The sequence below is a fragment of the Paenibacillus sp. J31R120 genome, assembly GCF_056269225.1.
On sequence record NZ_JBWDNN010000003.1, the window covers coordinates 553,697 to 578,517 of the forward strand.

Sequence of the window (24,821 nt, forward strand, 5' to 3'; positions counted from 1 at the left end):
CGCCTAGGCTGCCCTAGTCCTTACTCCAATTCTTCTCCCGCCAGCTCTTCATCCAAGCCCTCTGCAGCGCTTGGATGGGCGGATAATCCGTGCTGATCCATTTCCTTATAAAGCATGAAGGATTCGACATCCCCGGTCAACGTAAAATACTTCCACGAAAAATCTCGCATACGTATTCATCCCTTTCGCCTCGGAAATGCTGCTGCTCCAGACATTATAGGATGTGACAGTTCGGGGTCCCGTATCCTTAGCAAAAAACGTCAGTCGTGACGGAAGCCAAGGTCCTTGAGCACTCGATCCTGATTCCGCCAGTCCTTCTTCACTTTCACCCATAGCTCCAGGAAGGTGCGGGAACCAAGCAGCGCTTCAATATCCCTCCGCGCTTGCTTGCCCACTTCTTTCAGGAAGTCGCCGCGCTTCCCGATAATGATCCCCTTCTGAGAATCGCGCTCCACGAAGATGACTGCTCCGATGTAGACAACGCCATTCTCCTGGACTTTCATATCTTCAATCGTGACCGCAATGGAATGCGGAATCTCTTCACGAGACATATGAAGAATCTTCTCCCGGATAAGCTCAGCGCAGACGAATTGCTCCGGGTGGTCCGTAATTTGATCGGCTGGATAGTATTGCGGGCCTTCTGGCAAGTAACGGCTGATCTGCTCCAACAGCGTGTTTACGTTATTGCCGTTCAATGCCGAGATTGGCACAACTTCCGCAAATTTGTACAGCTCGTTATACTGCGCAATCATAGGCAGCAGCTTTTCGGGCTCTATCTTATCGATTTTGTTCATGACCAGAAATACCGGGGTATTTACTTTTTTGAGCTGCTCGATAATGAAACGGTCGCCGCCGCCGATTCCTTCGGATACATCAACCAGGAATAGCGCCGCCTCTACTTCCTTCAGGGCGCTCTCCGCAGTCTTCATCATATAATTGCCCAGCTTGGACTGCGGCTTATGAATACCTGGCGTATCCAGAAATACGATTTGCGTATCCTCTGTCGTATAGACGCCATGAATTTTGTTCCGTGTGGTTTGCGGCTTATCCGACATGATCGCTATCTTCTGCCCGATCAAATGGTTCATAAGTGTCGACTTGCCTACGTTGGGTCTTCCGATTATGGCTACGAAGCCGGAGCGAAATTTGTTTCCGCCTTTAGTGTTACTGGTAGATTGATTCATTGATCTAGTTGTTCCTCCTTATGAAGCAATGCGGGCGTGAAAGCCCCTGGCAATAACTCCGATACAGTCGCGATCGACCAGTCGCCTTTTGTATTCCCCATAATAACCGGCATATCAGGCGGGCAGAGCTCCACCAATACTTGGCGGCAAATGCCGCATGGCGAGATCGGTCCATCTGTATCCCCGATAACAGCAATAGCCTTGAACGTACCTGCTTGCTTCCCATCGGCAATAGCCCGAAACAGCGCGGTACGCTCAGCGCAGTTCGTGGGACCATATGCGGCATTCTCGACGTTGCAGCCCTCGTGCACATGACCGTCTGCATCCAGCAATGCTGCGCCAACTTGAAATCTCGAATAAGGCACATAAGCGCGCCGCATTACTTCCTCGGCGGCGCGCATGAGCGTTGTATAGGATTGAGATAGCCCTGTATATTCCATATGTTACAAATCTCCTTCCTTACGAAGCGAATAACAGCCGCCACAAGGGCGGCCCCATAATGATGACACCAATAGCAATTGCGCCGATTGTCCCCGCAAGCACTGCGCCTGCCGCTGTATCTTTGGCTGCCTTGGCAACGGGATGACGCTCCGGGCTTGCCAGATCCACTGCTTGCTCGATGGCTGTATTAACCAGCTCCAGGCTAATGACCAAAGCTATTGCGAACAGGATAAGCACCCACTCAACAGCCGATAATGACAGCAGCCATCCAAGTCCAATGACTAGGACGGCAGCTATACAATGAATTTGCATATGACGCTGCGTACGGATGGCGAAGCTGATTCCGGAAATCGCGATTCCTACGCTTCTCAAGAATTTGACCATTATCTGGTCAAGCCCGCCTTCTGAAGAACGGCCTCCTGCTTGGCAGTCATAACCGCTTCGGACTCCTCATCCTGATGATCATAGCCAATAAGGTGCAGGAATCCATGGACGAACAAAAATCCGATCTCTCTCTTAAGTGAATGACCGTAATCCTCGCTTTGGGCAACCGCACGCTCCACAGAAATAATAATATCGCCTAACATGCCCGATATAGGGTCCGGTTCATCCTCGCTTTCCACTTCAAAGATGATATCCAGCTCGTCCGTACCTTCATCCTGCATCGCAAAGGACAATACATCCGTCGGTCGGTCAATTCCTCTATAATCGCGATTGAGAGCATGAATGCCCTCATCATCGATAAACGTTAACGTCACTTCGCCTTCCGACATCCCTTCGGCTTCTCCTGCGAGCTGCAGCAGCTCAGTCAGGAGGCCGATCCATTCTTCCGGTATATCGATCTTATCTTGCTCGTTGCTGTAATCCAATTGCAAGCTCATGCTAACTTGTCCGCTCCTTCGCCTTCACGTCATCCGGATATTCGATCCGGGAGTGGAAGATCCCGATAATGCTTTCCTTCAACGAATGTGCGACCTTGTCCAATTCTTTCATAGTCAAATCGCATTCATTATATTGATTGTCATCCAATCGGCTTTTAATAATTTTGTTAATCATCGCTTCTACATGCTCCACTGTTGGATTGCGCAGACTGCGGACCGCCGCCTCAATGCAATCCGCGATGCCGACAATAGCGGCTTCCTTGGATTGCGCCTTGGGACCCGGATAACGGAAGTCATTTTCCGTAAAGTTAGGCTCGATGCCCTGCTCCTCCGCTTGCTTAAGCGCCTTGTGGTAGAAGTACTTCAATGACGTTGTCCCATGATGCTGCTCGGCAATATCCCGAATCGGCTTCGGTATATTATGCGCCTTCAGCATTTCCGATCCGTCTTTGGCATGAGCAACGATAATTGATTTGCTTAGCTTAGGGTCGATCGTATCATGCGGATTCTCGATATTGGTCTGATTCTCGATGAAGTAGTTCGGTCTCTTCGTCTTGCCGATGTCATGATAATAGGAGCCGACTCGGCACAGCAGACCGTCCGCCCCGATCGACTCGGCCGCCGCTTCCGCCAAATTGCCTACCATGACGCTGTGATGATACGTGCCAGGCGTCTCCGTCAGCAGCTTGCGCAGCAGCGGATGGTTAGGGTTCGACAGCTCCACCAGCTTCAGCGCGGACAGGATGCCGAACGCAACCTCGAAGAACGGCATAAGGCCGATGACAAGGACGGCTGTCAGCAACCCGCTTGCGAACGCAAAGGACAGCGAGTAGATAAACGGTATCCGGTCCAGTTGTTCAGACATCAGCAGGATAGCTGCTACAGCGCATGATCCAAATAAGCTGACCATAATCCCGGCTTTCAGAATAGCCGATCGTTGGCTTGCCCGATGGATAGCGAATACAGCTGCCAGAGATACGACCATAATAAAAAATCCGAATCTGAAATCGAACAGCTGGCTGGAATGCGTATTCAGGATCACGCTGCCCATTATCGCAAAGATGAACGAACCAATAATCGCTAAATGCATGTCCAGCAGTAACGTGATCAGCATCGCACCCAGCGCGGCTGGCGCCAAATATCCTACATATGAGGCATTATCCGTCTGCGTAAAACCGATAATCTGAATCGTAATCGTATTGATCAGATAAATCAACCATAACATAAGCAGCTGAGCGTTACCGTAACGCGGCTTCAACCCATTGATGCTGCCCGATTGATAAAGATAGACGTAAATAACAATAATGAACATCAGGGAAAGCATAAGCAAGCCCATTTGAGGCCAATAATGCTTCTTATCCTGCAGCAAATTCGAATCCGATAACAGCTTGTACAGCTCCGGTGTAATCGTCTGACCCCGTTTGACGAATATATCGCCTTCCTTGATCACGACTGGCGGCGTATTCTGCTTCGCTAATACCCGCGCCTCTTCCGTCGCTTCCTTATCGAGAAATTTGTTCGGCATAATCGCAAACCGCGCCAGCTCTTGCACAATTTCCCTTGCGGTCCGGTTAGAGAGCGAGCTCGCATTGACCAGCTCCGCCACCTGTGTCCGTGCCGTTTCCGCTTCCCTTAATTGCTCGGTCATCAGCTTCTTGACGATATTCATGGCTACGATACGCATCTCGATCAGCTGCTCGCTCGTCAGCTGCGGCATCTTGTAGAACGTTTCTTCCGGAATGACATACTTCTGTTCCTTCGCTACGGTAGACATTTCCTCCAGAAGCGTATCGGAATATGTACCTTTGCCCTTATTCAGCTTGACGAACGTATCGATATGCTCGTTATAGCGGCCTGGTATTTCTCCGCGATATATTTCGATCTTATTCTGATTCGTGACCTGATCGTCCATATTGAGCTGCTCGATGCGGTACAAAATCTGCTCGACCAGCGCTTCGTTTTTCAGGACGACGATAGGATACACATCCTCGATCCGGTTGGCCGCCTCTTCCTCAGCCTGACGGGTAGCTTTATCGTCCCTGATCTGGAAAGGAGCCTTGATGTCCTTCTCGCTGACTGAACCTTCCGCTATATCATACGTCTCCGGTATGACATGCGGCGCAAGACTGATATAGAATAGCAGCACGAACATGGCCATGAGCGTCCATCTTACAGCAGGACTTTGTCTCCAGCCTTGCAGCCTGGCTGATTTTACGGTGGCCTGCTTGCTTGTCCCGTTCTGGTTCATGCGGCTATCCATCCTCTCTAGGCTTTATTCTCGGCATGCACATCATACGCCATAATAATCTTCTGAACGAGGGAGTGACGCACAACATCGTTTTCGGTGAAATAAATAAGCCCGATCTCTTCGATCCCCTTCAGGATACGCTGCGCTTCAATGAGGCCCGACGTCTTGCCCCTTGGCAAGTCGATCTGCGTCACGTCGCCCGTAATGACCATCTTGGAGCCAAAGCCCAGACGTGTAAGGAACATCTTCATCTGCTCAGGCGTCGTATTCTGCGCCTCATCCAGAATGATAAAGGAGTCATCCAGCGTTCTGCCGCGCATATACGCCAGCGGAGCGATCTCGATCAGGCCGCGTTCCATTGCCTTGACCGTCTGATCTGGTCCAAGCACATCATGGAGCGCATCATAGAGCGGTCTCAAGTAAGGGTCTACCTTCTCTTGCAGATCACCTGGCAAAAAGCCCAAATTCTCACCCGCTTCCACAGCGGGACGCGTCAACACAATACGCTTGACGGAGCCTTCCTTCAATGCGGCAACAGCCAGTACGACAGCCAGATAGGTTTTGCCTGTGCCTGCCGGGCCTATGCCGAACACAATATCTTTTTTCCTTATCGTCTTTACGTAATGACGCTGTCCAATTGTCTTGACCATGATCTTTTTGCCGCGGAAGGTCGTTGCTACTTCTTTCTTGAAGAGATCCAGCAGTTCCTCCGCTTGCATGGTGCGAGCCAGCTCCAGCGCATAAGCGATATCACGTTCCGTCGGGTTATAGCCGCCGCGAACGAGCTGCAGCAGCACGCGGAACAATTGCTCCAGTGATTCTGTTTCCTTCACGGGGCCAGTAATGACAATCTCGGCTTCGCGCGTGGCGATCGTCGATTCGACGCTTTCTTGCACAAATCGCAAAAACTTATCCTGAGGCCCGAAAACAGCTAAGCCTTCAGCAGCATTCTCGAGCGGAACTTTTACTGTAGTCGATTCATTTTGCAACAATACTCAGTCTCCCTGCATCTGGACTAATGGCATTTCTGTGACCAATGACTGCTCTACTTCAAAAAGAACTTTCATATAAACTTTACCATTGTCAGCCTCTTCATGCAAAACAATTTCATCGACGATGACGGCATCCCGGCCTGCTTTTTCGATGACATCCGCTTTGGCTTGCAGCAATCCGACGCTTTTCGCTTCCTCCACGGTAAGCGTCCGCTCCTGCAGCTCCGTCTCCATGACCGTTTCTTTCATTCGGCCAATCGGCAGCGACCATTTTCTCCAGGAAATGCGTTCCTCATGCGTAATCATCTCCGAATGCTCGTACTCGCCCCCTCCGAATCCGCTCACCTGAAGCCCTCTGGAGCCCAGTACCGCATACCACTTCGACTTTTTCTCGCCTGTGTATACCTTCACCTGCTGGACAAGAGGCGCCTCCACCTTAAATTCGTACCAGACCAGGCCGCGTACGATTCCTTTGGCGACCACCACCTTGGAATTCGTCTCGGAGCCGATCAAGCCGGAGATGAGGGTCTGTCCCTTTTTGACGCGCGTATTTTTCTTCACGACTGCTTTGCCCGCTTCCGCAATAATCTGCGTCACGACACCATCTGCGGTAGCCACCAAATGGCGGGGATTTTGAAGCGACGGCGTTTCAGGCAGCGTCATCTCGACAACCTGAATGCGAACCTTCGTCCCTTTTTTCTCCACGCCGACCCAGGTTGTGCCCGGCAGCGAGTTGACCAGCTTCTTGGAGATGATGTCCGCATCCTGCAGCCTGAAGGACCATTGCATCGGGTAAAGTCCTTCCTGCTTGGCTGCTTGCAGCACCTGCTCGTCCGTCAGCTTCACATTGCCCTCGACCTCTACGTTCCATACGAGCGAGGAGAGCATAAAGATCATCGCAAAAAACAAAACGATGCCGACGGAGAACCAGATTCGCTTCTCGGCTTTCACAAGCCAGAAGGGCAGACCTATGCGCTTCGTGACATGGGCCCGGCAGCCTGTCTCTTTTAAATACGGACGAAGACGAAAAAAGTCGCCAACTGATAGTTCAAATTGCAGCTTACCTTTGCTTGTCCAACGAATGGCGGACAGGCCAAGCCCGCCTGCCATCGCCTTGTTCACGAGCTCCTCAGGCTTGCCGCCCCTCGTCTCTACCACAACGACACCCTTCAACCATAATACCCCTTTTTCCCTCACAACGTTCTCCCCCTATTCATTATGGAAGCAACTGTATATTAGTAATCACGCCTTCGATGAATACTTCTTCCGTCCATATTGTCCGAATGACCAGCGAGCTGCCGGTTACCTCCAGCTCTCCCTTGCTCAAAGCCAGTCTCAGGCGGTCGCTGGAAAAGTGGACGACGCCACGATGATTTTCGATATAGAGCTGCCTGTCGCCAATCATGGTAAGCCGGGGAAGGTCATATACGACATCTTGAGGCATATCAAGCAGTTCGGCCGTCAGCTTATGAAATTTCCGTTTCAGATGTCGCATGGATTGAATGAGCCCCTCCTCAAAGGTTTTCGGAGAAAACCTGGCATCGTAAGCATAAGCTTAGGTTTGCTGGAAGCAAACCTAGCTTCGTAAGCATTAGCTTAGGTTTTCGGAGAAAACCTAGCTTCGTAAGCATTAGCTTAAGGTTTTCGAAGAAAACCTGGCATCGTAAGCATGAGCTTAGGTTTTCGGAGAAAACCTGGCATCGTAAGCATAAGCTTAGGTTTGCTGAAGGCAAACCTAACGACATAGCGTCGAAAACATAGCTATGACGTTATAGATGTGCTATACCAAAATATGCTCGGCGCAGGCTAATTATGTGATTACTGATGAAAAACGGGGGATTGGCGGATAGAAGCAAAGGCAATAAAAAAAGACCCTCGATTCCATAGAATGGAACGAAGGTCTTATTCTGCTTATGATCGGCGATACGGTCGCTTGCCCTTAGGCGGTCCAAGCACCTCCGACCAGATAAATGCATTGCGAAGATCCTCCTTCGCAAGCCCTTTGGTTGGACTGGCAATCATCCCGCCATCGGGATTAGAAGCTCTTCTAGGGGGGGATGACGGACGAGTCTGGCGCGTCGGCGCAGATGCCCTATACTGCCCGGCAGGCCGATTGTCGGCAGACTGTTGGGCACGGGGGAATGCATCTACCTCCTGCTCCTCCGTTTTCGCCTGCGTGCGGTAAACCGTGTCAGAACGCTCCTGAAGCACTGGGCGATTCTGTTGCAACACCGGCCGCGCTTGCTGCTCCGGAGTCCGCTCTTGCGGACCGTCATTTCGCGGTTCCCCGCCGAAGTCCGGCATTCCCCTTGGAGGTTTGCCTTTCTTCCCGGAGTTGCTGAACAATCTGGCTACAAAAAATAATGCAATCAAAATGAAATAAAAGTTTTTGGTCAAAAACTCAATGATATCCACGTTGCTTCACCTCCATAAGACAGCTCGCCATTGATAAGGCTAAGCTCTCGGCAGCTTTAACGTCCGTCTTCCCCATCGGTCAGACCATCCGCTTCGCCAATGGAAGATCTCATTTTTGTATCCGCTTCGATGTTTTTCAAGTTCATGTAGTCCATGACGCCAAGCTTGCCGCTTCTGAGCGCTTCTGCCATGGCAAGCGGAACCTGGGACTCAGACTCAACAACTCTTGCTTCCATCTCCACGACCTTGGCTTTGTTCTCCTGCTCCTGCGCAACGGCCATTGCTCTGCGTTCCTCAGCTTTCGCCTGAGCGATTTTTTTATCGGCTTCGGCTTGTTCCGTTTGCAAGTGGGCGCCAATGTTTTTGCCTACATCCACGTCCGCGATATCGATAGACAGGATTTCAAATGCCGTACCTGCATCAAGGCCTTTACCTAGTACGGTACGCGAGATTAGATCAGGATTTTCCAATACATCTTTATGGGAATTCGACGAGCCGACCGTTGTAACGATACCTTCGCCTACGCGGGCAATGATCGTTTCTTCGCCGGCGCCGCCGACGAGTCGATCGATGTTGGCACGAACCGTTACACGCGCTTTAACTTTTACTTCAATACCGTCTTTTGCAACAGCTGCAACAGTAGGCGTCTCAATCACACGCGGGTTAACGCTCATTTGTACGGCTTGCAAGACATCACGGCCCGCAAGATCAATAGCTGCCGCACGCTCGAATTGCAGTGGAATGTTGGCACGTTGCGCTGCGATTAGCGCATTGACGACCCGGTCGACGTTACCGCCTGCAAGAAAGTGACTTTCCAACTGGTTAATGTTAAGTCCGAGGCCAGCTTTGGTCGCTTTAATGAGCGGGTTGACAATTCGGCTCGGAACGACCCGGCGCAATCTCATGGCAACCAGCGTAATAATGCTAATGCGTACGCCCGACGCGAGTGCGGATATCCAGAGCATGAACGGGAAAAAGCTCAGGAATACCGAAAGCAAAATAATGACCAATACGGCGATAATCAAAAACGATACAACAGGATCCAAATCAGCGAACATATCGATAACCTCCATTTCCCCCTACTAGCAGGGGACCATTATATTTCATGCTTAACTTCTTTCACAACAACCCATGTTCCTTCGGCCTTGGTTACCACAACCGGTTTGCCCGAATCGATAAATTCTCCCGTCGTCACGACGTCGACACGTCTATCTCCGATTTGCGCGGTCCCCGAAGGGCGCAGCGTTGTCAGGGCTATTCCATGCTCTCCTACTAGCGAATTCTGGACGTCCGCTGACAAATAACCTTCTTCCGTACCCAATTTGTCTCTCAGTATAAATTTGTTCCAGATGCCCCGGCCTTTATTGGTTCTCGCGAATAAAGCTACGATGACCGCAGCCGCTGCAACCGCAACGCCTAGTGAAATAAATCCGGTCTTCGGATTTGGCGCCGACATCACGACCGCAGCTATGAGCGATGCGCTGCCAAGCAGTCCCAGGATGCCGAAGCTTGGTACAAATAACTCAATCACCATTAAGATGATACCTATGATGAACAGAGCCATTGATTCCATGCCCGCCAGTCCCGATACATAGGAGCCGAAGAAAAAGAGACCGAAGCATAGCAATCCTATGATGCCCGGAGCGCCGAAGCCAGGTACTAACAGCTCAATTGCAATGCCTGCAATACCGAGAATAAGCAAAATCGTCGATACGACGGGACTAATCAGGAAGCGTGCCACTTCCTCCGCTACGGAAGGATTGATTTCGATCATCGCACGATTGTCCAGCCCCAGCCATTTGACGACATCCTCCACACTATTGGCCGTAAGCTCGGAATATCCCACCTTCTCCGCTTCGGAAGCGGACAGGGACAATATTTCTCCAGGCTTCTTCTCCCGGCCAATCTTATCTGTCATATCAACGGCAACAGACTTGTCCACCATGGCCGCAGCGATATTGGGGTCTCTGCCATGCAGCTTCGCTGCTTCCGTCATCTGTCCGACCCAGAACGATATCGTCTTGGGATCTTCCATGAGCGTCCCGCTTCCGTCTACGACGGCAGCTGCTCCGATTGTACTGCCCGGCTGCATCGCAATATGATTGGCATTCAGCGCGATATACGTTCCTGCCGATACCGCCTTGGCCTCCACGAATGCGGTAGTCGGAATCGGACTGGTGCGAATCAGCTCTCCGATATCGCTTGCACTGTCGACGCGGCCGCCAAGCGTATTCACGACAAGCACAATATGCTCAGCCTTCGCTTCCTGTGCCTCCTTGAAGGCTCTCTCCAGGAAGGAAAGCAGTCCCTGCTCCACCGTCTGCTTCACAGGCACGATGACGACAGCCGTTCCGGCATCGCCCTGTGAAGTGGTCTCCTGGGATGAAGCAAGCGCAGCGGGAAGCATGACTGACGTTAACGAAATGGTAAGTACAGCTATAAGCATCAAAGGAAGCAGAAGCGTCTTTGTATGCAGCCATATTCGTCGTTGTTTTACCATTGGCGTCCTCCTTTTTTCGAGATAGTATTCCCTGTATTACGTAACAATGTTCGATTTGTTTCAACAATTAGAAAAAAACACCCCAATAAAGGGGTGTTTTGTGTCCGCATCGTATGCTATTGCAGAAATTGCATAACTGCTTGATTTACTAGTTTACCGTCTGCGCGTCCCTTTGTCTTAGGCATGAGGGCGCCCATCACTTTCCCCATATCGGCTTTGGAAGAAGCACCGAGTTCATGGATGGTCTGCCTTACTATCTCTTGAATCTCTTCTTCAGTCAGCTGCTCGGGAAGGTATTGACTAATAATTTCAATTTCTGCTGCAAGACCTGTTACCAGATCATCACGGCCGGCTTTTTTAAATTCTTGGAGGGAATCTTTACGGATTTTGATTTCACGACTCAATATATCAAGCACTTCATTATCTTCCAGGGGTCGCTTTAAATCAATCTCCAAGTTTTTCACTGCCGCACGCATCATACGAATTGTGGTCAGCTTGAACTTGTCCTGACTCTTCATGGCTTGCTTCATATCGTCGGTCAATCGTTCGCTCAGGTTCATTATGCAAGGCTCCTCCTAAAACTTTCTCTTACGCGCAGCCTCGGACTTTTTCTTGCGCTTTACACTTGGCTTTTCATAATGCTTGCGTTTTTTCACCTCAGCGAGCACACCGTCTTTAGCGATGGAACGTTTAAAGCGGCGAAGCGCAGCATCAATAGTTTCGTTTTTGCGAACTTTAGTTTCAGACACCAGTTTTCCCTCCCTCCGAAACAGACCGTCCAGAGCTATAACACGGTTTATCAAACTTCATTATAAAGTAAACTAAAACCCAGTGTCAACTTCCGTTAGGTTGCAATTAATGCGCCAAGCTTCTTACCGCCCAGCAAGTGGATATGCAGGTGGTAGACGACTTGCCCGCCATCGCTGTTCACGTTGTTAATCAGGCGGTAGCCCGCCTCCGCAATGCCTTGCTCCTTGGCGATTTGCCTGGCAACGGCAAACAGCTCTCCGATCAATTCGTTATCCTCATCCGCGACATCGTTCATCGTCGGAATATGTTTTTTCGGGATAATCAATATATGTACGGGAGCCGCCGGCTGAATATCCTGGAACGCCAGCACACTGTCGTTTTCGAACACTTTTGTCGACGGGATGGAACCTTCAACGATTTTACAGAAAATGCAGTCCATTTTTCTTCTACCTCCTCACCATTTCCTACCTACTATCATACAAAAAAAATGAGCGCTAGTCCAATGCAAGAACGCCGAACATGGGCAATCCCATGTTCGGCGCAAATCGTACGGATATTTACTAGATAAAAAACGGCAATAAAGAAAGAGCAAGCAAGCCTCCAAGCGGAAATCCTCTGCGGTAAAAGCGCCTGCGAGGGTAGAATCCGCCGTAGCCGTAACCGCCATAAGGGAAAAACGCTCTTTCGTCCCCCGGACAGAATGGAACCGCCAGATACACGTTTTCCTCATCTACGCTTTCCACGATTCCGTCATGATATTGGCCGTCGTTAGTTTGAATCACCACATAGCGGTTAAGATGTTTCTCGCAAACATTTTTGTTATGTGTCAAATGTTGATTGACATTGCTCATTGTCATCAGCCTCCGTTACAACATCCTATGCAGCGGTAGGCGAATGGCTACTAAGCAGGCCATGATTTTTTTAAGACCCGGCGTAGTCCTTAAGCGCCTTCTGAAGCTCTGAGGCAATATCAATCCAATCATGGCCGCCCGTCAGACGGACCATTGAGTTGCGGTCGCCCTCCATCGCATAGTGGAACGCGGACATCAGCTCGGTGAGGTTAACAAAGGACGACTGTGCTTCGCTCACTGCTGCACGCTCGGCTTCTGACAATGCTCCGCTGCCCGCCCCAATGCCCTGCAGCATCGCCTTTAGCTTCTCCTCATAGGCATCGTAAGTCTCGGAAGCATGACTGTATGCCGCGGAATCAATTTCAGCCGCTTGCGCCATCAGAACGGCCAATCCCGCCTGCTCTCGGTCCACGCTGATGTTGAAATACTTGGCTGCCAGTCGGGCCAATCCCGGCTCTGTGTCTGCGTGCTGCTGGATCTCCTCCATGTACGCACTCCAATGGGCAAGCTGCTCCTGCCCCTCTTTAAACCCTTGGAAGATCATTTCTCCGGTACGTACGATATCGCCCCGCGTATGCTCGATGTGTTTGGTATAAAGCAAGATGTTGCCCATTAAGCTAAAGACGAGTAAGACGAGCGTGATGGGCAGCGCCCAAGAGCGCTTGCCGTTTTGTTGCTGTTCCAAGCTTCTCCCTCCCGAATTAACGTTGACAGCTTTCGGTCCGTATTACAGCTTGATTACCGTGGAGCCGTCAAAGAAATAAACATATTTTTCGTCTACCTTTCGCTTCAGCACCGCCTCGATCGCCTCGGCATACAATTCCAGCTGGAAGCGATGCCGTTCCGCTGCCCGCTCCCAATCCTTCCTATAGACACGATCCGTCTTGTAATCAAGCAGCGTAATGCCGTCTTCGTCTTCGAACAGACAGTCAATCACGCCTTGAATCAGAATCGGCTCGTCGTCCAGTTCGCTGTCATGCTTGCCATAAACCCGGCTGGCGGGGAACATGCAGCTGAACGGAACTTCCCTTCTGACCCAGTCAGCCCGAACGAGACGCTGGCCAAGCTCGCTCTCATAGAAACCAAGGATCGTATCTGCATCGATCACTTCCGCCTGCTTCACGGTCAGCAGCCGCTTCGCCACCATCGCCGCGAGCGTCGCCTCGATGACGCTCTTGTCCACCGTGCCTGCCGCCGGGACATGCTGCATGAGCAAATGATGAACGGAGCCTTTCTCCGCCGCAGTCAACGACTTCTCCTCCATAAAGGAAGGCCTGCGCAGACGCAGCGTATAGCCTCCTGCACCGTCTCTCTCGTCTCCTGGCATGCGATTAGCCTCTTGCATGCTTGAGACTTCCTGGACCGCTTCAAGCGTCTCAGCGTCCTCCAGAGGCTCTGCATGCAGCCTTTTCATTTCGGTAACGGAGGTTTTTGCCGCTATGCCTTGCGACACCTGATGCGGATAGGTCCATTCCATGCGAGCACGAAGCTCTGTGTCAACTTCCGTATCCTCAATGAGCGCAAGCGATTCAATCGCCTCCATGCGCAGCTGACTGATTCCAGGCTCCTCTGCAAGCTCTTCCTCCAGAGCAGCCGCAGCTTCGCTGCCAAGCAGGACAGCAGGCACAATCCCGCTTTCCCATTGATCGATACCGATCGATACAGTCCGGGCCGCCAGCTCAGCCGGACTCCCTTCCGTCTCAGCCGCCAGCTTCCGCACCACGAGCGGACCTACCCAATCCAGATAAGACCGCGCCGAAGCGACATGATAGTCCGTAACTTGTCCCGACTCATCCAAAGCGGATAACCAGCGATTCATCGCTTTAACCGAATCGGATACCGTTCCAACCAGAAACATTTTCTCCTTCGGTCTGGTCAGCGCCACGTAAAGAATCCGCATCTCTTCCGCCAGAAGCTCCATCTTCAGCTTCTTTCTGATGGCCAGAAACGGCAGGGTAGGATAGCTGATCCGCAGCTCAGAATCGACGTAGCGGGGACCAAAGCCCAGCTCCTTGTGCTTCAGAAACGATGTTCGCGTATCCTGCTGATTGAAGAGCTTACCCATACCCGCGACAAAAACTACCGGAAACTCCAGGCCTTTGCTCTTATGAATCGACATGATGCGGACAACGTCCTCGCCTTCGCTTGCTGCGCGAGCGGTTCCCAGATCGCCGCCGCTCTCCCGCATCCGCTCGATAAACCGGAGGAAGCGGAACAGTCCGCGGAAGGACGTCGATTCATACTGCCTGGCACGGTCGTGAAGCGCCCTTAGATTCGCCTGCCTTTGCGTACCGCCCGGCAGCCCGCCGACAAAATCATAATAGCCGGTATCGCGGTAAATGCGCCAAAGCAGGTCTGCCAGCGATCCTTGCCTCGCCTCCGATCTCCACCCTTCCAGTCGCTCCAGAAATCTCGCAAGCTTCAGTCTGGCGCTCTCCGGCATGCTCTCGCTGCCCGCCGCATGCAATAGCGCATCGTAGTAGCTGGCATTGACGGATTGGATGCGGATACGGGCCAATTCCTCGGCCGTCATGGAGAACACCGGAGAACGAAGCGTCGCCGCCAGCGGAATATCCTGATGCGGGTTGTCAATGACGCGCAGAATCGACAGCATCGTCTCCACTTCCGTCGCTTCGAAGTATCCGCTGCTCAGCTCCGCGTAGGCTGGAATTTCTTTAGCCTGCAGTTCCTCGATCAGAATCGGAGACCACTGCTTCGTCGCCCGCAGCAAAATGACGACATCTCTCCACTCCATCGGTCGGTAGCTGCCGCTTTTCCCGTCATAGACCTGGTACCCGCTGCCCACCAGCTCACTGAGCTGTCCGGCGATCCATCTTGCTTCAAGCTGGGCGACATTCAGCTCTGCCAGTTCCTCCGCCCGCTGCAACGCGTCCTCTTGTTCTTCGCCAAAAGATTCGTCTTCCCCCAAAATCCCATCATCGGCTACGCCCGATCCGCGGTCCAGCACAGCGAATTGAATATTGCAACTGCCTGGCTTCTCCGGTTCAGGGTATGCGGCTCCTGCGATAAGCTCCGCTCTGTCATCGTAGTCCATCTCGGCGACGTTCTCTCTCATGATGCCGCGAAATACCCCATTTACACCGTCGACCACTTCACGTCGGCTCCGGAAGTTACGTGCGAGATCGATTCTTTGCCCTGAGGAACTTGCGGAATCATGCTGCTCTTTTAAATTGGATTGCGTGCGATAGGCTTTGTATTTGGCCAGAAATAAATTTGGCTCCGCCAGACGGAATCGATAAATACTCTGCTTCACATCTCCTACCATGAACCGGTTGCCGCTGCCGGGACGTTCGATTAAGGAAACGATCGCCTCCTGCACCATATTGGTGTCCTGGTATTCGTCCAGCAGAATTTCGTCGAACATCTGCTGATAGTCCAGAGCCGCGACGGACGGCACGATTTGCTCTGGAGTGGAAGTCGCATCTCGAAGAATGCGCAGGCAATAATGCTCCAGGTCGCCGAAATCAAGAAGGCCCTTCGCCCGCTTCGCAGATTCGTACCTTCTGCCGAAATCTATGACTAGATCGGAGAGCGTGCGCATAAGCGGCGCCAACGCCGCAAGCTCCTCCAGAAACTGCTCTGCATCGCGACCGAATAGTTCATTCGCAAGTCCGCTCACCAACTTCTTTGCATTTTCCCGCAGCTCTTTCGTCTGCTCCTGAAGCGACTTGTCGTAATCATCGCCACGCACCGCTTTCAGTTTCCCGAACGCCGCCGCCCTGAACGGAGCCGCCCAGTAGCGCCAGCCGGTTGTCTGCACCGTGTCCCGGAGCCCCTGCACCATGAGCAAATCTTCCTCCAGCGCACCAGCGTATGGAGCAGGACCGGCAGGTCGATTCGCCAGCTCCAGCGCTTGCCGCAGCTGGGCAATCGCGCCATCGAGACCAAGCAAAGCGTCTTCTTTCAAGCTGGCAATCCAATCGCTTGCTTCCAGTTCATCCAGGGATTCAGCCTCGAAGGCGCCAGCAGTCTGGGATAGCCACAGCTCGGGCCAGGGATGGCTTTGGGCGAAGTCATACAGCCCCTGTACAAGCTGATACAGCGGCTCATCTCCGCGTTCTCCTCCGTAACGGTCCGCCAGCGTCAGAAAGTCGCCGCTGCCCTCCGCTTCACCGCTGTACCGATGCTCGAACAGCTCGTCCAGGACGTCAAGACGCATCAGCTCGCTTTCGGTTTCATTCGCAATCCGAAAGCCGGGATCAAGTCCGATAAGCGGATAATAACGACGAATGACATCCAGACAGAAGGAGTGGAGCGTTGTAATGGAGGCGCGGCCCATTAATGCCAGCTGCCTTCGGAGATGCTCGTTCTCTGGGTCCGCTGCCAGCCGCTTCTCCAGCGCCTGGCGAATACGGTCCTTCATCTCTGCGGCAGCCGCTTTCGTAAAGGTAGCGACCAGCAGCCGGTCGACGTCCGTGCTGAGCGATATTTTGCGAATAATGCGCTCCACGAGCACCGCTGTTTTGCCGGAGCCCGCCGCAGCTGCGACCAGCACATTCCTGCCGCCCGTCACAATGGCTTCCCACTGGTCATCCGTCCATGTGCTATCCGCCGGCTTCGGCGCGCGCTGCATAGTCATCGTCTTACACCCCCTCAAGCTGGCGCCAAGCGTCCTCTCTGGACGATTTCGTCAGTTTTTTGTAGTCATTGCCTTGGAATAGCGGATCGAATTGGCAGACAGCCTTATAATCGCAAAACTGGCATGGCGATTTCGCCCCCAGGCGGTATGGCTCAATCGAGACGTCACCCTCCATAATCGTTCCGCCAATTCGGCTGATCATGCCACGGACAGACCGCCTCAGCGTCGTCCATTGATCAGGCGTCACAACGGATGAGCTGCTATAGAAGCTGCCGTCCCGCTTCAGCGCAACCGGAAGCAAATCCGAATAACCGGCATCCAGTTCCCCGTCCATCAGCCGGGCTACCTCGGCGTCAGCCGTTAACAGCCCTTTTGTTTTATAGCGCTTCAAGATCTGATTCGGCACTTCCTCGGCTGACAAGCCGTTCGATAGGGCGAGCAAGGGGTTATGCACATGAAAGTACAAGACACCTGCTGGAGACGCAGGCTGGCCTAACCAGCCTTCGGCATGCGTAATCAATACATCCAGATAGGTAAGCATTTGCAGCGACAGGCCATGCACCACTTCCTCCAGCTTAAGCGTCGTGGCGCTGGACTTATAATCCAGCACGCGCAGAAGCAGCCCCTCTTCCGTCTCCGCAGCATCGACGCGGTCAATCCGGCCGACAACCTCCATCTCCGTTCCATCCGGCAGGGGCAGCACCAAGGAAGGCAACGTGCCCCCAGGACCGAAGTCCAGCTCCGTGGCGACCGGCTGGAAGTGAGCCCGCTTCGCATGCTCGCCGAGAATAACCGCGGCCTGAGCTACAATTTCCTTCAGCTTGCGGGCGATGAATTGGAATCTGCCGCTGCTCAGCAGAATCTGGGATTGCAGCTTGGGCGCAATCTCATCCACCGTTTTTGCAGCCGCAAGCTTTACATCTTCCCGGGTAAGCTTGCCCCAGTTGCCGCCAAGCGAGCTTGCCAGCTTGCTGAGCGCAGCGTGGAACAGCTGGCCAACATCAGGCGCCTCCAGCCGATACAGCTTCCGCTCCCGAAGCTTGAGGCCATGGATGGCAAAGTGCTGGAACGGACAAGAGACGAATCGCTCCATTCGAGAGACGCTAACGGTCATCCGCTCGCCATACAATTCCCTCGCCAAGGTTACCGGCAAGCTGCTCTCCCGGTTATGATAGGTCAGCGATCCGGATAAGAGCTGCAGCTTCGGCTGCCACTCCGGCCGTGCGACATACCAGTTGTACATATCCCACCAGAACGGAGCGATCCTTCCGCCTTGCTGCCAGCTTCTAAGCGCGGCAATCAGATGGGTCAAAGTGCGGCCGGGATGCTGCACATATTCTTTCTGCTCCTCAGCAGGCATGCTCTCAGACGGCTCTGTCCCGATTCCGCGCGTCGGCAAGCCGGGGAATAAGCTCCGAATATTCCGGATGATCTCGGAAGGCAGCAGGCTTTTGCCCTCTTCATCAGCCTCGGCCCAGCTAATCCATAGCAAGTCGCTAGGCGTAGTCAGAGCGTTATAGATCATAAATCTCTCATCCAGCAGCCTTCTGCGCACGCTAGGCGCCATCTCCATGCCTTCCGCAACAAGCGTATCGCGCTCAGCCTCGGTCAAGATGCCGTCCTCATTAACTCGCATAGGCATAATGCCATCATTGGCTCCCAGCACGTAACAAGCCCGTATCCGCCCTGACCGGGTCCGGTCCATGGAGCCGACCAGCACCTGGTCAAGCGCAGGCGGCACGGCTGCCAGCTTCAAGCTGTCAAGCCCTGCCTCGACCATGCCGGCGAACAGCTCCGGAGATACCTTCTCGTCTCCCGCCAGTTCAACAAGCTGATCAAGCAGGACCATCACGCTGTCCCACAGCTGTCTGTGAGCCCGTCCGCGCTGGGCATTGCCACGCTCCATATCCTCACGGCTCCAGCGCTCCAGGCGGTCTGCTGCATCACAGTGTTCCAGCAGCTTGTACAACGCCTCACACATCTCTCGTATGCTTGAAGCTCTGCGAATCTCCTCCTCGAATCTCTTCAGCAGAGGAGTGATAGCGTCTCTCGCAGCTGTCGCAATATCGAACTCCTGCTGCGCTTTAGCCGATACCTTCGTCTCCATCTCATCTTCTTCCTCGAGCGAGAGAGACGCTATTGGCTTCCAACTCCTTGCGTCCAGCCACTTCCATCCGTCAATTCCCGCGGCCAACACATAATTTTCCAGTCTGTCGAACCAGTCTCGTGGCAAGCTTCCGTCCATCGGGAACAGCATCTCGGTTTTGACGCAGCGAAATACAGCATCGTAATGCCATCCGTTTAACACCGTTTCCAGCGCGGAACGCATAAACTCCACCAGCGGATGGTGATGAGCCTGTTCCTTCTGATCGACAAAATGAGGGATCCCGTAATCGTCCAATATGAGCGACAAATAATCGGCATAATCGTCCGAATTGCGGGTAAGAATGGCAATTTCTCTCCAGCGCAAGCCTTGGTTTCGCGCGCGTGACCTGATATCGCGGGCTACCGCCTCGACCTCCGCTCTTCTGCCTGAAGCAGACAAGAGCCTGATCCCGTCGCCAGCGGGAGTGCTCTGGCGGCCGCTTAGCATGGGCACCCGCTTGTCGTAATGCTTCTCCAGGTGAGCCAGCAAGGGACTTTCGCTGAAGCGATGCGGAATGCTGCCTCCCCCATTCATATCCAATACCGGAAGGACCTCGATGCCATGGGCTTCCGCCAGCTCCATCAGCCTGATACACGTCTCCGCTGCAGGATGAAACAGATCAAGCTCATGCGGCCGCTCGCCGGCGCCGTAATGGCGGTCCAGCGTAAGCGTGACATTCACTTGCTTGGCATGCTTCATCAAGGTACCAAGCGCTTCGTACTCCGTTGGCGTAAATCCGTGGAAGCCGTCCACCCACAGGCAAGCATCCTTCATGGAGGGAGCTTCAGAATAGCTGTGCGACAAATAAGCCAAATAGTCCTCAGCGTCCACGTAGCGGCCGGCAAGACTGGCTTCCATCTCTTCATAAATCAACGACAGATCATGCAGCTTGCGGTCCAGAAGACCCTCTTGGCGCTCTTCGCCACTCAGGCCGACGTCCAGCTTGCGCAAGCCTTCCGCATCTACACCGTAGCGCTTCCACTCTGTGAGAAGCTCGGACAGCCTCTCGATGAACCCCGCTTGCTCAGCACCGCTCTGGTAGAGCTGCAGCCTGGAGGATAGACGATGAACGATTTTATACAGGAGCATTGATTTCCCCGTATCGCCGATCGGCACGAGAGCCGTGCCGCCTGTTTCTTGCATGACCCGGAAAGCAAGCCTTCGGAAGCTTAACGCTTGGGCTCTGAGCGAACCCCGCAATTCTCCGCTGCGAAGCAAGGTATATTCGCTCTGGAACGTCGCTTGCTCGGGAACGAGCATAATGAGCGGAGGGCCGTCCGGCTCTCCCCGCAGCTGCTCTCTTATCTCATCCTGACAATAGGTTGTCTTGCCGGTACCGGCTCGTCCAATAATCAGTCTTAGCGGCATATGCTCTCCTCCCTTGTCTTCCCGAGCCTGCGGCTCGTTCTACTTCGCAGCCGATCTGCTTCTCACTTCGAAAATCGCAAATTTCAAATAATGACCTTCATCAACGCCAAGCAGCTGAGGATGATCTTTCCCCGCAGCCCTCCATTCGACGAGGCGCAGAATCTTGCCTGCATCAATCGCCGCTTCGTGAATCGTCTCCAGGAACAAGTCCGGGCGCATGTGGTACGAGCAGCTTGCCGTCACCAGATAGCCCCCCTCATTCACAAGCTTCAAGCCTTGCAAATTAATATCCTTATATCCTCTGCAAGCACCGGCTACCGCATTTCTTGTCTTGGCGAAGGCAGGCGGGTCCAGAATAACGACATCCCATGTGCGGGCGGTCTGCTCCAGCTTCTTCGATGTGTCGACGCCGCCTGACGCACGCAGCTTCCGCTCCTCCAGTCCTTTCGCCTGCTCTCTCAAATATTGAAATGCATCCGCTACGACGAACTCTACGCGATCAGTGAATCCGTTTCTCTCCACATTGCGCTTCGCAGTGTCAATCGCATGCTGCGATACATCCAGACAAGTTACCTTTTTGGCTCCGTATTGGCAGGCATGAAGCGTGAAGCTGCCTGTATGGGCAAAACACTCCAGAACCGTCGCGCCATCCCAATAAGGGAATGATACGGTCTTGCCATTCGCATTCACAGGCACAAGAGCATCTCCGCCGCTCGGATCTTCCGCAAGCTTGATGCCGCTTCTGGCGCCCCAGCCCTTCATAAGCGGCGCAATGGAAGCCCGATTCTCTCTCTGATCGAAGAAGTAACCGGTTTTCTGTCCTTCCACGATATCGACCTCAAGCTTCAAGCCGTTCTCTTCGATCTCGATAATAGGCGGGCACTCTCCGTACAAGACACCCTTCCGCTCTTCCAGACCTTCCAGGCCGCGAACGCTAACATCGCTTCGTTCATAGATCCCCTTGGGATCAAACACCTCAACAAGCGCAGCAATGAGGGCCTCTCGAACGGCATCCATCCCCAGCGTCAACAACTGGACCACAAGCACTTCGCCGAAGCGATCAACGATGAGGCCAGGCAGCTGATCCGCCTCTCCGTATACAAGCCGGCAATCGCGATCCGCCACGAACCGCTCACGATGCTCTTTGCATCGTTGCAGCTTCTCGACGAAGAAAGCTTGATCCATCACTTCCAGCGGATCATAAGAGACGATTCGCACCGTAATCTGAGAACGGGGATTCCAATAGCCCGTAGCCAAGTACCGACCCTGATGGTTCACAACATGAACCAGGCCGCCAGCTTGGGCCTCCCCTTCCAGCTTGTCAATCTCGCTTGCGAACACCCAAGGATGGCCTTGCTCGATTCTTTTTTTACGCGCCTTGTTCAGCACGATTCTAGCTTGCTCTTTCACCGTTCAGTCGTCCTCTCTATGTATAAGGCTTGTCATGCCTGTCTCGCTTGCGGCATAACCATAACTATATCAATTCTCAGCATGCAGAAGGAGAGCCTGGACATGATTCAATCCATTGTCGTACCTGTGCTGCTCGGTTTTGCCGTCTTTATGTGCGGCATGAAGCTGATGGAGCTTGCCCTGCACCGGCTTGCAGGCCCCTATCTCTCTCAAGCGCTGCAGCGTACGACCAAAACACCGCTGCACGGTCTTGCAGTCGGTACCGTATCGACCGCGTTTTTACAGAGCAGCACCGCCGTCACTGTCATCTCTATCGGCCTCGTAAACGCCGGACTTCTCTCATTCCCGCGTACGCTAGGCATAATTCTGGGCACCAACATCGGCACTTGTCTAACAACGGAGCTGATCGGCCTCAATATTCAGTCGCTGTCTACCCCGCTGCTGACGGCTTCCATTGCCGTATGGCTCCTCACTGCGCTATTAGGCGAAGTGAGAATTTGGCCGCGGCTTGGCAATCCGCGCTGGCTGGAGCCGGTTCGTTCTGCCGCTGTCGCAGTATGCGGATTCGGGCTGCTGCTGGCCGGCTTAACGCTTATGCAGACGATCGGACCGGCCGTTCAAGAAAGCGCCATGTTCGACTGGTTCATCGATAAAGCCGTCACCGGCGTATGGTGGGGACTGGCCGCCGGAGCCATATTGACCGCCGCTATTCATAGCAGCGCCGCCGTCATCGGGCTCGTGATGGGTTTCGTCACCATCGGCGCCATGCCGCCGGAGCTGGGCGTTGCCCTTGTACTTGGAGCCAATATCGGTACATGCGTAACCGCACTGCTCGCCTCCATCGGCGGCTCCAGATCCGGACAATACGTTGCTTATGCCCATACGATTCTGAACATAGGCGGTGCGCTTCTGTTCCTGCCGCTTATCAGCGAGCTGACCGCTGTATCCGACTGGCTGTCTCATTCTCCAGCCTCGCAGATTGCACATGCCCAAACGATCTTCAACATCGCTTGCTCCGTGCTGGCACTTCCGCTGTGCTATATGAGGGCATGGCGTCGTCTCGATACGATTGAGCTTCGTTAAACGGGTAGCTCAGCGGTCAATGGACGGACAATCCAAGAAGCTGCAGTGCGCCTGCCACAATCCGGTGATTGTTGTCATAGCCGGATTGCTTTTGGCGGCGCCATGCTTCCATCGGCTCGAACCAATCGACGCCGCGAATTTCCTCCACCTGCGCCTGATGCTTGCCGCCAACTGCTTCGACAAGATAATAATGAACTTCTTTGTTCACTGTACCGTATTCGGCATGCTCGTACTGGTATTTGATTTGGTCGATCGGGGCGACGATTTTGCCTTCCAGCCCGGTTTCTTCGGCAATCTCCCGGAGAGCGGTCTGCTCTACCGTCTCGCCTGCTTCCATCTTGCCCTTCGGAAGCGACACTTTGCCGTAACGGTCCTGAATGAGCTGAATTTGGAGCAGTCCTTGCTCATTGTGGCGGAACACGACTCCACCCGCTGAAATTTCCAACATGTCTATTCCCCCTAGCAACATTTACGCATTAGTATATGCAGCAAAGGATTCCTTCATCTTTTCACCCTCTAACGTAAAAAGAATAGGGAATCCCGCTATAATCTCATCGTTAAGCTCGCAGCGCCTCTGGACGCTCATAGACAAAGGATTCCGTCTCCTGCTCCTGAGAAGTCAGTCTGGAATCCAATACGCGCAAGAACTGGCCGCGGCACTCATTCACTCCCGCTTCCGTTACTTTCACGCGGCATAGCTGTCCGATCATCTCCTCCGTGCCGTCGAAGATGACTTGCAGGTAATTGTCTGTATAGCCCATGACAAGACCTTCGCCAGGCGCGCCTTTGTATTCGCGCTCCGGAATCACGTCCAGCACAGTGCCGACATATTGCTGCGCATACTCCAGCTGCATCTTCTCGGACAGATCGATCAGTTTGTGGACGCGCTCGTTTTTGACTTCTTCATCCACCTGGTCGTCCATGCGTGCTGCTGGCGTACCTGTTCTCTTGGAGTAAGGGAAGACATGCATCTCTGCGAATTTCAGCTCCTCCATGAAACGGAAGCCCTCTTCGAACATCTCATCCGTCTCGCCCGGGAATCCGACAATGACGTCCGTCGTAATGGCAACGCCCGGCATCGCCTCATGCAGGCGCTTAATCTTCTCGGCGAATTGCTCCGTTGTATATTTCCGGCGCATCCGCTTAAGCACGGAATTCTCTCCTGCTTGAAGCGGAATATGCAGATGACGGCACATTTTGCTGGAACGGTTCAGCACTTCAATCATGGCGTCGTCAATCTGGCTCGCTTCGATCGAGCTGATCCGAATACGCTCCAAACCTTCGATTTTGTCCAGATCCCATAGCAAGCTCGTCAAATTGTAATTTTCCATTTCGTCGCCATATCCGCCGGTATGAATGCCCGTCAGAACGATCTCCTTATAGCCCGCAGCCACAAGCGCCTTCGCTTGCTCAAGCACGCTCTGTGGCTCACGGCTGCGCGACAGGCCGCGCGACCACGGAATGATGCAGAACGTACAGAAGTTGTTGCAGCCTTCTTGAATTTTCAGGAAGGCACGCGTGCGTTCCGCAAAATCCGGCACATCCAGCTCCTCGAAACTGCGTGTCTTCATAATATTGCGCACGGCATTGACCGGCTTGCGGTCATCCTGAATTTGCTTCACGAACGTCATAATCTTGTCCCGGTCTTGCGTGCCAATGACAAGATCGACACCCTCAATAGCCATAATTTCTGCAGGAGATGTCTGCGCGTAGCAGCCTGTTACCGCAATAATTGCGTCCGGATTGCGTCTGATCGCTCTCCGGATAATTTGACGGCTCTTCTTGTCTCCTGTATTCGTAACGGTGCATGTATTGATCAAATAGACGTCCGCCGTGGTCGTCTCAAAATCAACCTGCTCGTATCCCTCATTTTTGAATAACTGCCAAATCGCTTCCGTATCGTAGAAGTTTACTTTGCAGCCCAGTGTATAAAACGCGACTGTTGGCATAGT

23 protein-coding genes are annotated in these 24,821 nt (G+C 53.1%); 1 reads left to right on the plus strand and 22 read right to left on the minus strand.

Annotation, left to right across the window (positions count from 1 at the left end; all coding sequences use genetic code 11):
• Positions 1-20 precede the first annotated feature (20 nt).
• From AC0YNW_RS15110 to AC0YNW_RS15205, 20 genes are all read right to left on the minus strand, one after another.
• Entirely contained in the window at positions 21-170 is a 150-nt protein-coding gene (locus AC0YNW_RS15110) for a YqzL family protein (protein ID WP_387474086.1), read from the minus strand.
• A gap of 90 nt (positions 171-260) precedes the next feature.
• Positions 261-1,184 (minus strand): GTPase Era, encoded by a 924-nt coding sequence (gene era / locus AC0YNW_RS15115; protein WP_475832640.1) that lies wholly within the window; start codon positions 1,182-1,184, stop codon positions 261-263.
• Positions 1,181-1,624: a cytidine deaminase gene (cdd, locus tag AC0YNW_RS15120; protein WP_475832641.1), complete on the minus strand. Its 444-nt coding sequence runs from the start codon at positions 1,622-1,624 to the stop codon at positions 1,181-1,183. The genes era and cdd overlap by 4 nt, the downstream gene beginning before the upstream one ends.
• A 19-nt stretch (positions 1,625-1,643) precedes the next feature.
• Positions 1,644-2,009 (minus strand): diacylglycerol kinase family protein, encoded by a 366-nt coding sequence (locus tag AC0YNW_RS15125; RefSeq protein ID WP_387474092.1) that lies wholly within the window; start codon positions 2,007-2,009, stop codon positions 1,644-1,646.
• On the minus strand, positions 2,009-2,506 hold the full coding sequence (gene ybeY, locus AC0YNW_RS15130; RefSeq protein WP_119799377.1) for an rRNA maturation RNase YbeY: 498 nt from the start codon (positions 2,504-2,506) through the stop codon (positions 2,009-2,011). The genes AC0YNW_RS15125 and ybeY overlap by 1 nt, the downstream gene beginning before the upstream one ends.
• 1 nt (position 2,507) lies before the next feature.
• Positions 2,508-4,754 carry an HD family phosphohydrolase gene (locus AC0YNW_RS15135; RefSeq protein ID WP_387474096.1) on the minus strand — a complete coding sequence of 749 codons (2,247 nt, stop codon included), beginning with the start codon at positions 4,752-4,754 and terminating at the stop codon, positions 2,508-2,510.
• A 17-nt stretch (positions 4,755-4,771) separates the two neighbouring features.
• Complete coding sequence (locus tag AC0YNW_RS15140; RefSeq protein WP_387474282.1) at positions 4,772-5,743, minus strand: PhoH family protein; 972 nt, start codon at positions 5,741-5,743, stop codon at positions 4,772-4,774.
• Positions 5,744-5,749: 6 nt separating this feature from the next.
• Positions 5,750-6,943: a sporulation protein YqfD gene (yqfD, locus tag AC0YNW_RS15145; protein ID WP_475832642.1), complete on the minus strand. Its 1,194-nt coding sequence runs from the start codon at positions 6,941-6,943 to the stop codon at positions 5,750-5,752.
• A 19-nt stretch (positions 6,944-6,962) separates the two neighbouring features.
• Positions 6,963-7,241 carry a sporulation protein YqfC gene (gene yqfC / locus AC0YNW_RS15150; protein ID WP_387474100.1) on the minus strand — a complete coding sequence of 93 codons (279 nt, stop codon included), beginning with the start codon at positions 7,239-7,241 and terminating at the stop codon, positions 6,963-6,965.
• A gap of 416 nt (positions 7,242-7,657) precedes the next feature.
• Positions 7,658-8,161, minus strand: coding sequence for a hypothetical protein (locus AC0YNW_RS15155; protein WP_475832643.1), 504 nt, complete (start codon positions 8,159-8,161; stop codon positions 7,658-7,660).
• Positions 8,162-8,217: 56 nt separating this feature from the next.
• Entirely contained in the window at positions 8,218-9,219 is a 1,002-nt protein-coding gene (gene floA / locus AC0YNW_RS15160; protein WP_387474104.1) for a flotillin-like protein FloA, read from the minus strand.
• A gap of 38 nt (positions 9,220-9,257) precedes the next feature.
• Positions 9,258-10,661 (minus strand): NfeD family protein, encoded by a 1,404-nt coding sequence (locus AC0YNW_RS15165; RefSeq protein WP_475832644.1) that lies wholly within the window; start codon positions 10,659-10,661, stop codon positions 9,258-9,260.
• Between the two features lie 116 nt (positions 10,662-10,777).
• Positions 10,778-11,221 (minus strand): GatB/YqeY domain-containing protein, encoded by a 444-nt coding sequence (locus tag AC0YNW_RS15170; protein ID WP_119799364.1) that lies wholly within the window; start codon positions 11,219-11,221, stop codon positions 10,778-10,780.
• A 15-nt stretch (positions 11,222-11,236) separates the two neighbouring features.
• Complete coding sequence (gene rpsU / locus AC0YNW_RS15175; protein ID WP_005547957.1) at positions 11,237-11,410, minus strand: 30S ribosomal protein S21; 174 nt, start codon at positions 11,408-11,410, stop codon at positions 11,237-11,239.
• Positions 11,411-11,505: 95 nt separating this feature from the next.
• Entirely contained in the window at positions 11,506-11,850 is a 345-nt protein-coding gene (locus AC0YNW_RS15180; RefSeq protein ID WP_475832645.1) for a histidine triad nucleotide-binding protein, read from the minus strand.
• 121 nt (positions 11,851-11,971) lie between these two features.
• The gene (locus tag AC0YNW_RS15185) at positions 11,972-12,262 is read right to left on the minus strand and encodes a hypothetical protein (protein ID WP_387474111.1); all 291 of its coding nucleotides are present in this window, start codon (positions 12,260-12,262) and stop codon (positions 11,972-11,974) included.
• A 70-nt stretch (positions 12,263-12,332) separates the two neighbouring features.
• The gene (locus AC0YNW_RS15190) at positions 12,333-12,947 is read right to left on the minus strand and encodes a hypothetical protein (RefSeq protein ID WP_475832646.1); all 615 of its coding nucleotides are present in this window, start codon (positions 12,945-12,947) and stop codon (positions 12,333-12,335) included.
• A 42-nt stretch (positions 12,948-12,989) separates the two neighbouring features.
• Positions 12,990-16,862 (minus strand): helicase-exonuclease AddAB subunit AddA, encoded by a 3,873-nt coding sequence (gene addA / locus AC0YNW_RS15195; protein ID WP_475832647.1) that lies wholly within the window; start codon positions 16,860-16,862, stop codon positions 12,990-12,992.
• A 4-nt stretch (positions 16,863-16,866) separates the two neighbouring features.
• Positions 16,867-20,376: a helicase-exonuclease AddAB subunit AddB gene (gene addB / locus AC0YNW_RS15200; RefSeq protein ID WP_475832648.1), complete on the minus strand. Its 3,510-nt coding sequence runs from the start codon at positions 20,374-20,376 to the stop codon at positions 16,867-16,869.
• A gap of 39 nt (positions 20,377-20,415) precedes the next feature.
• Positions 20,416-21,786 (minus strand): class I SAM-dependent rRNA methyltransferase, encoded by a 1,371-nt coding sequence (locus tag AC0YNW_RS15205; protein ID WP_475832649.1) that lies wholly within the window; start codon positions 21,784-21,786, stop codon positions 20,416-20,418.
• 102 nt (positions 21,787-21,888) lie between these two features.
• Between AC0YNW_RS15205 and AC0YNW_RS15210 the strand changes: the two genes are divergently transcribed.
• Positions 21,889-22,869: a Na/Pi cotransporter family protein gene (locus AC0YNW_RS15210; protein WP_475832650.1), complete on the plus strand. Its 981-nt coding sequence runs from the start codon at positions 21,889-21,891 to the stop codon at positions 22,867-22,869.
• 16 nt (positions 22,870-22,885) lie between these two features.
• Here AC0YNW_RS15210 and AC0YNW_RS15215 read toward each other — a convergent pair whose 3' ends face one another.
• On the minus strand, positions 22,886-23,317 hold the full coding sequence (locus AC0YNW_RS15215; protein WP_387474123.1) for an NUDIX hydrolase: 432 nt from the start codon (positions 23,315-23,317) through the stop codon (positions 22,886-22,888).
• 109 nt (positions 23,318-23,426) lie between these two features.
• Positions 23,427-24,818 carry a tRNA (N(6)-L-threonylcarbamoyladenosine(37)-C(2))-methylthiotransferase MtaB gene (gene mtaB / locus AC0YNW_RS15220; protein WP_475832651.1) on the minus strand — a complete coding sequence of 464 codons (1,392 nt, stop codon included), beginning with the start codon at positions 24,816-24,818 and terminating at the stop codon, positions 23,427-23,429.
• Positions 24,819-24,821 lie beyond the last annotated feature (3 nt).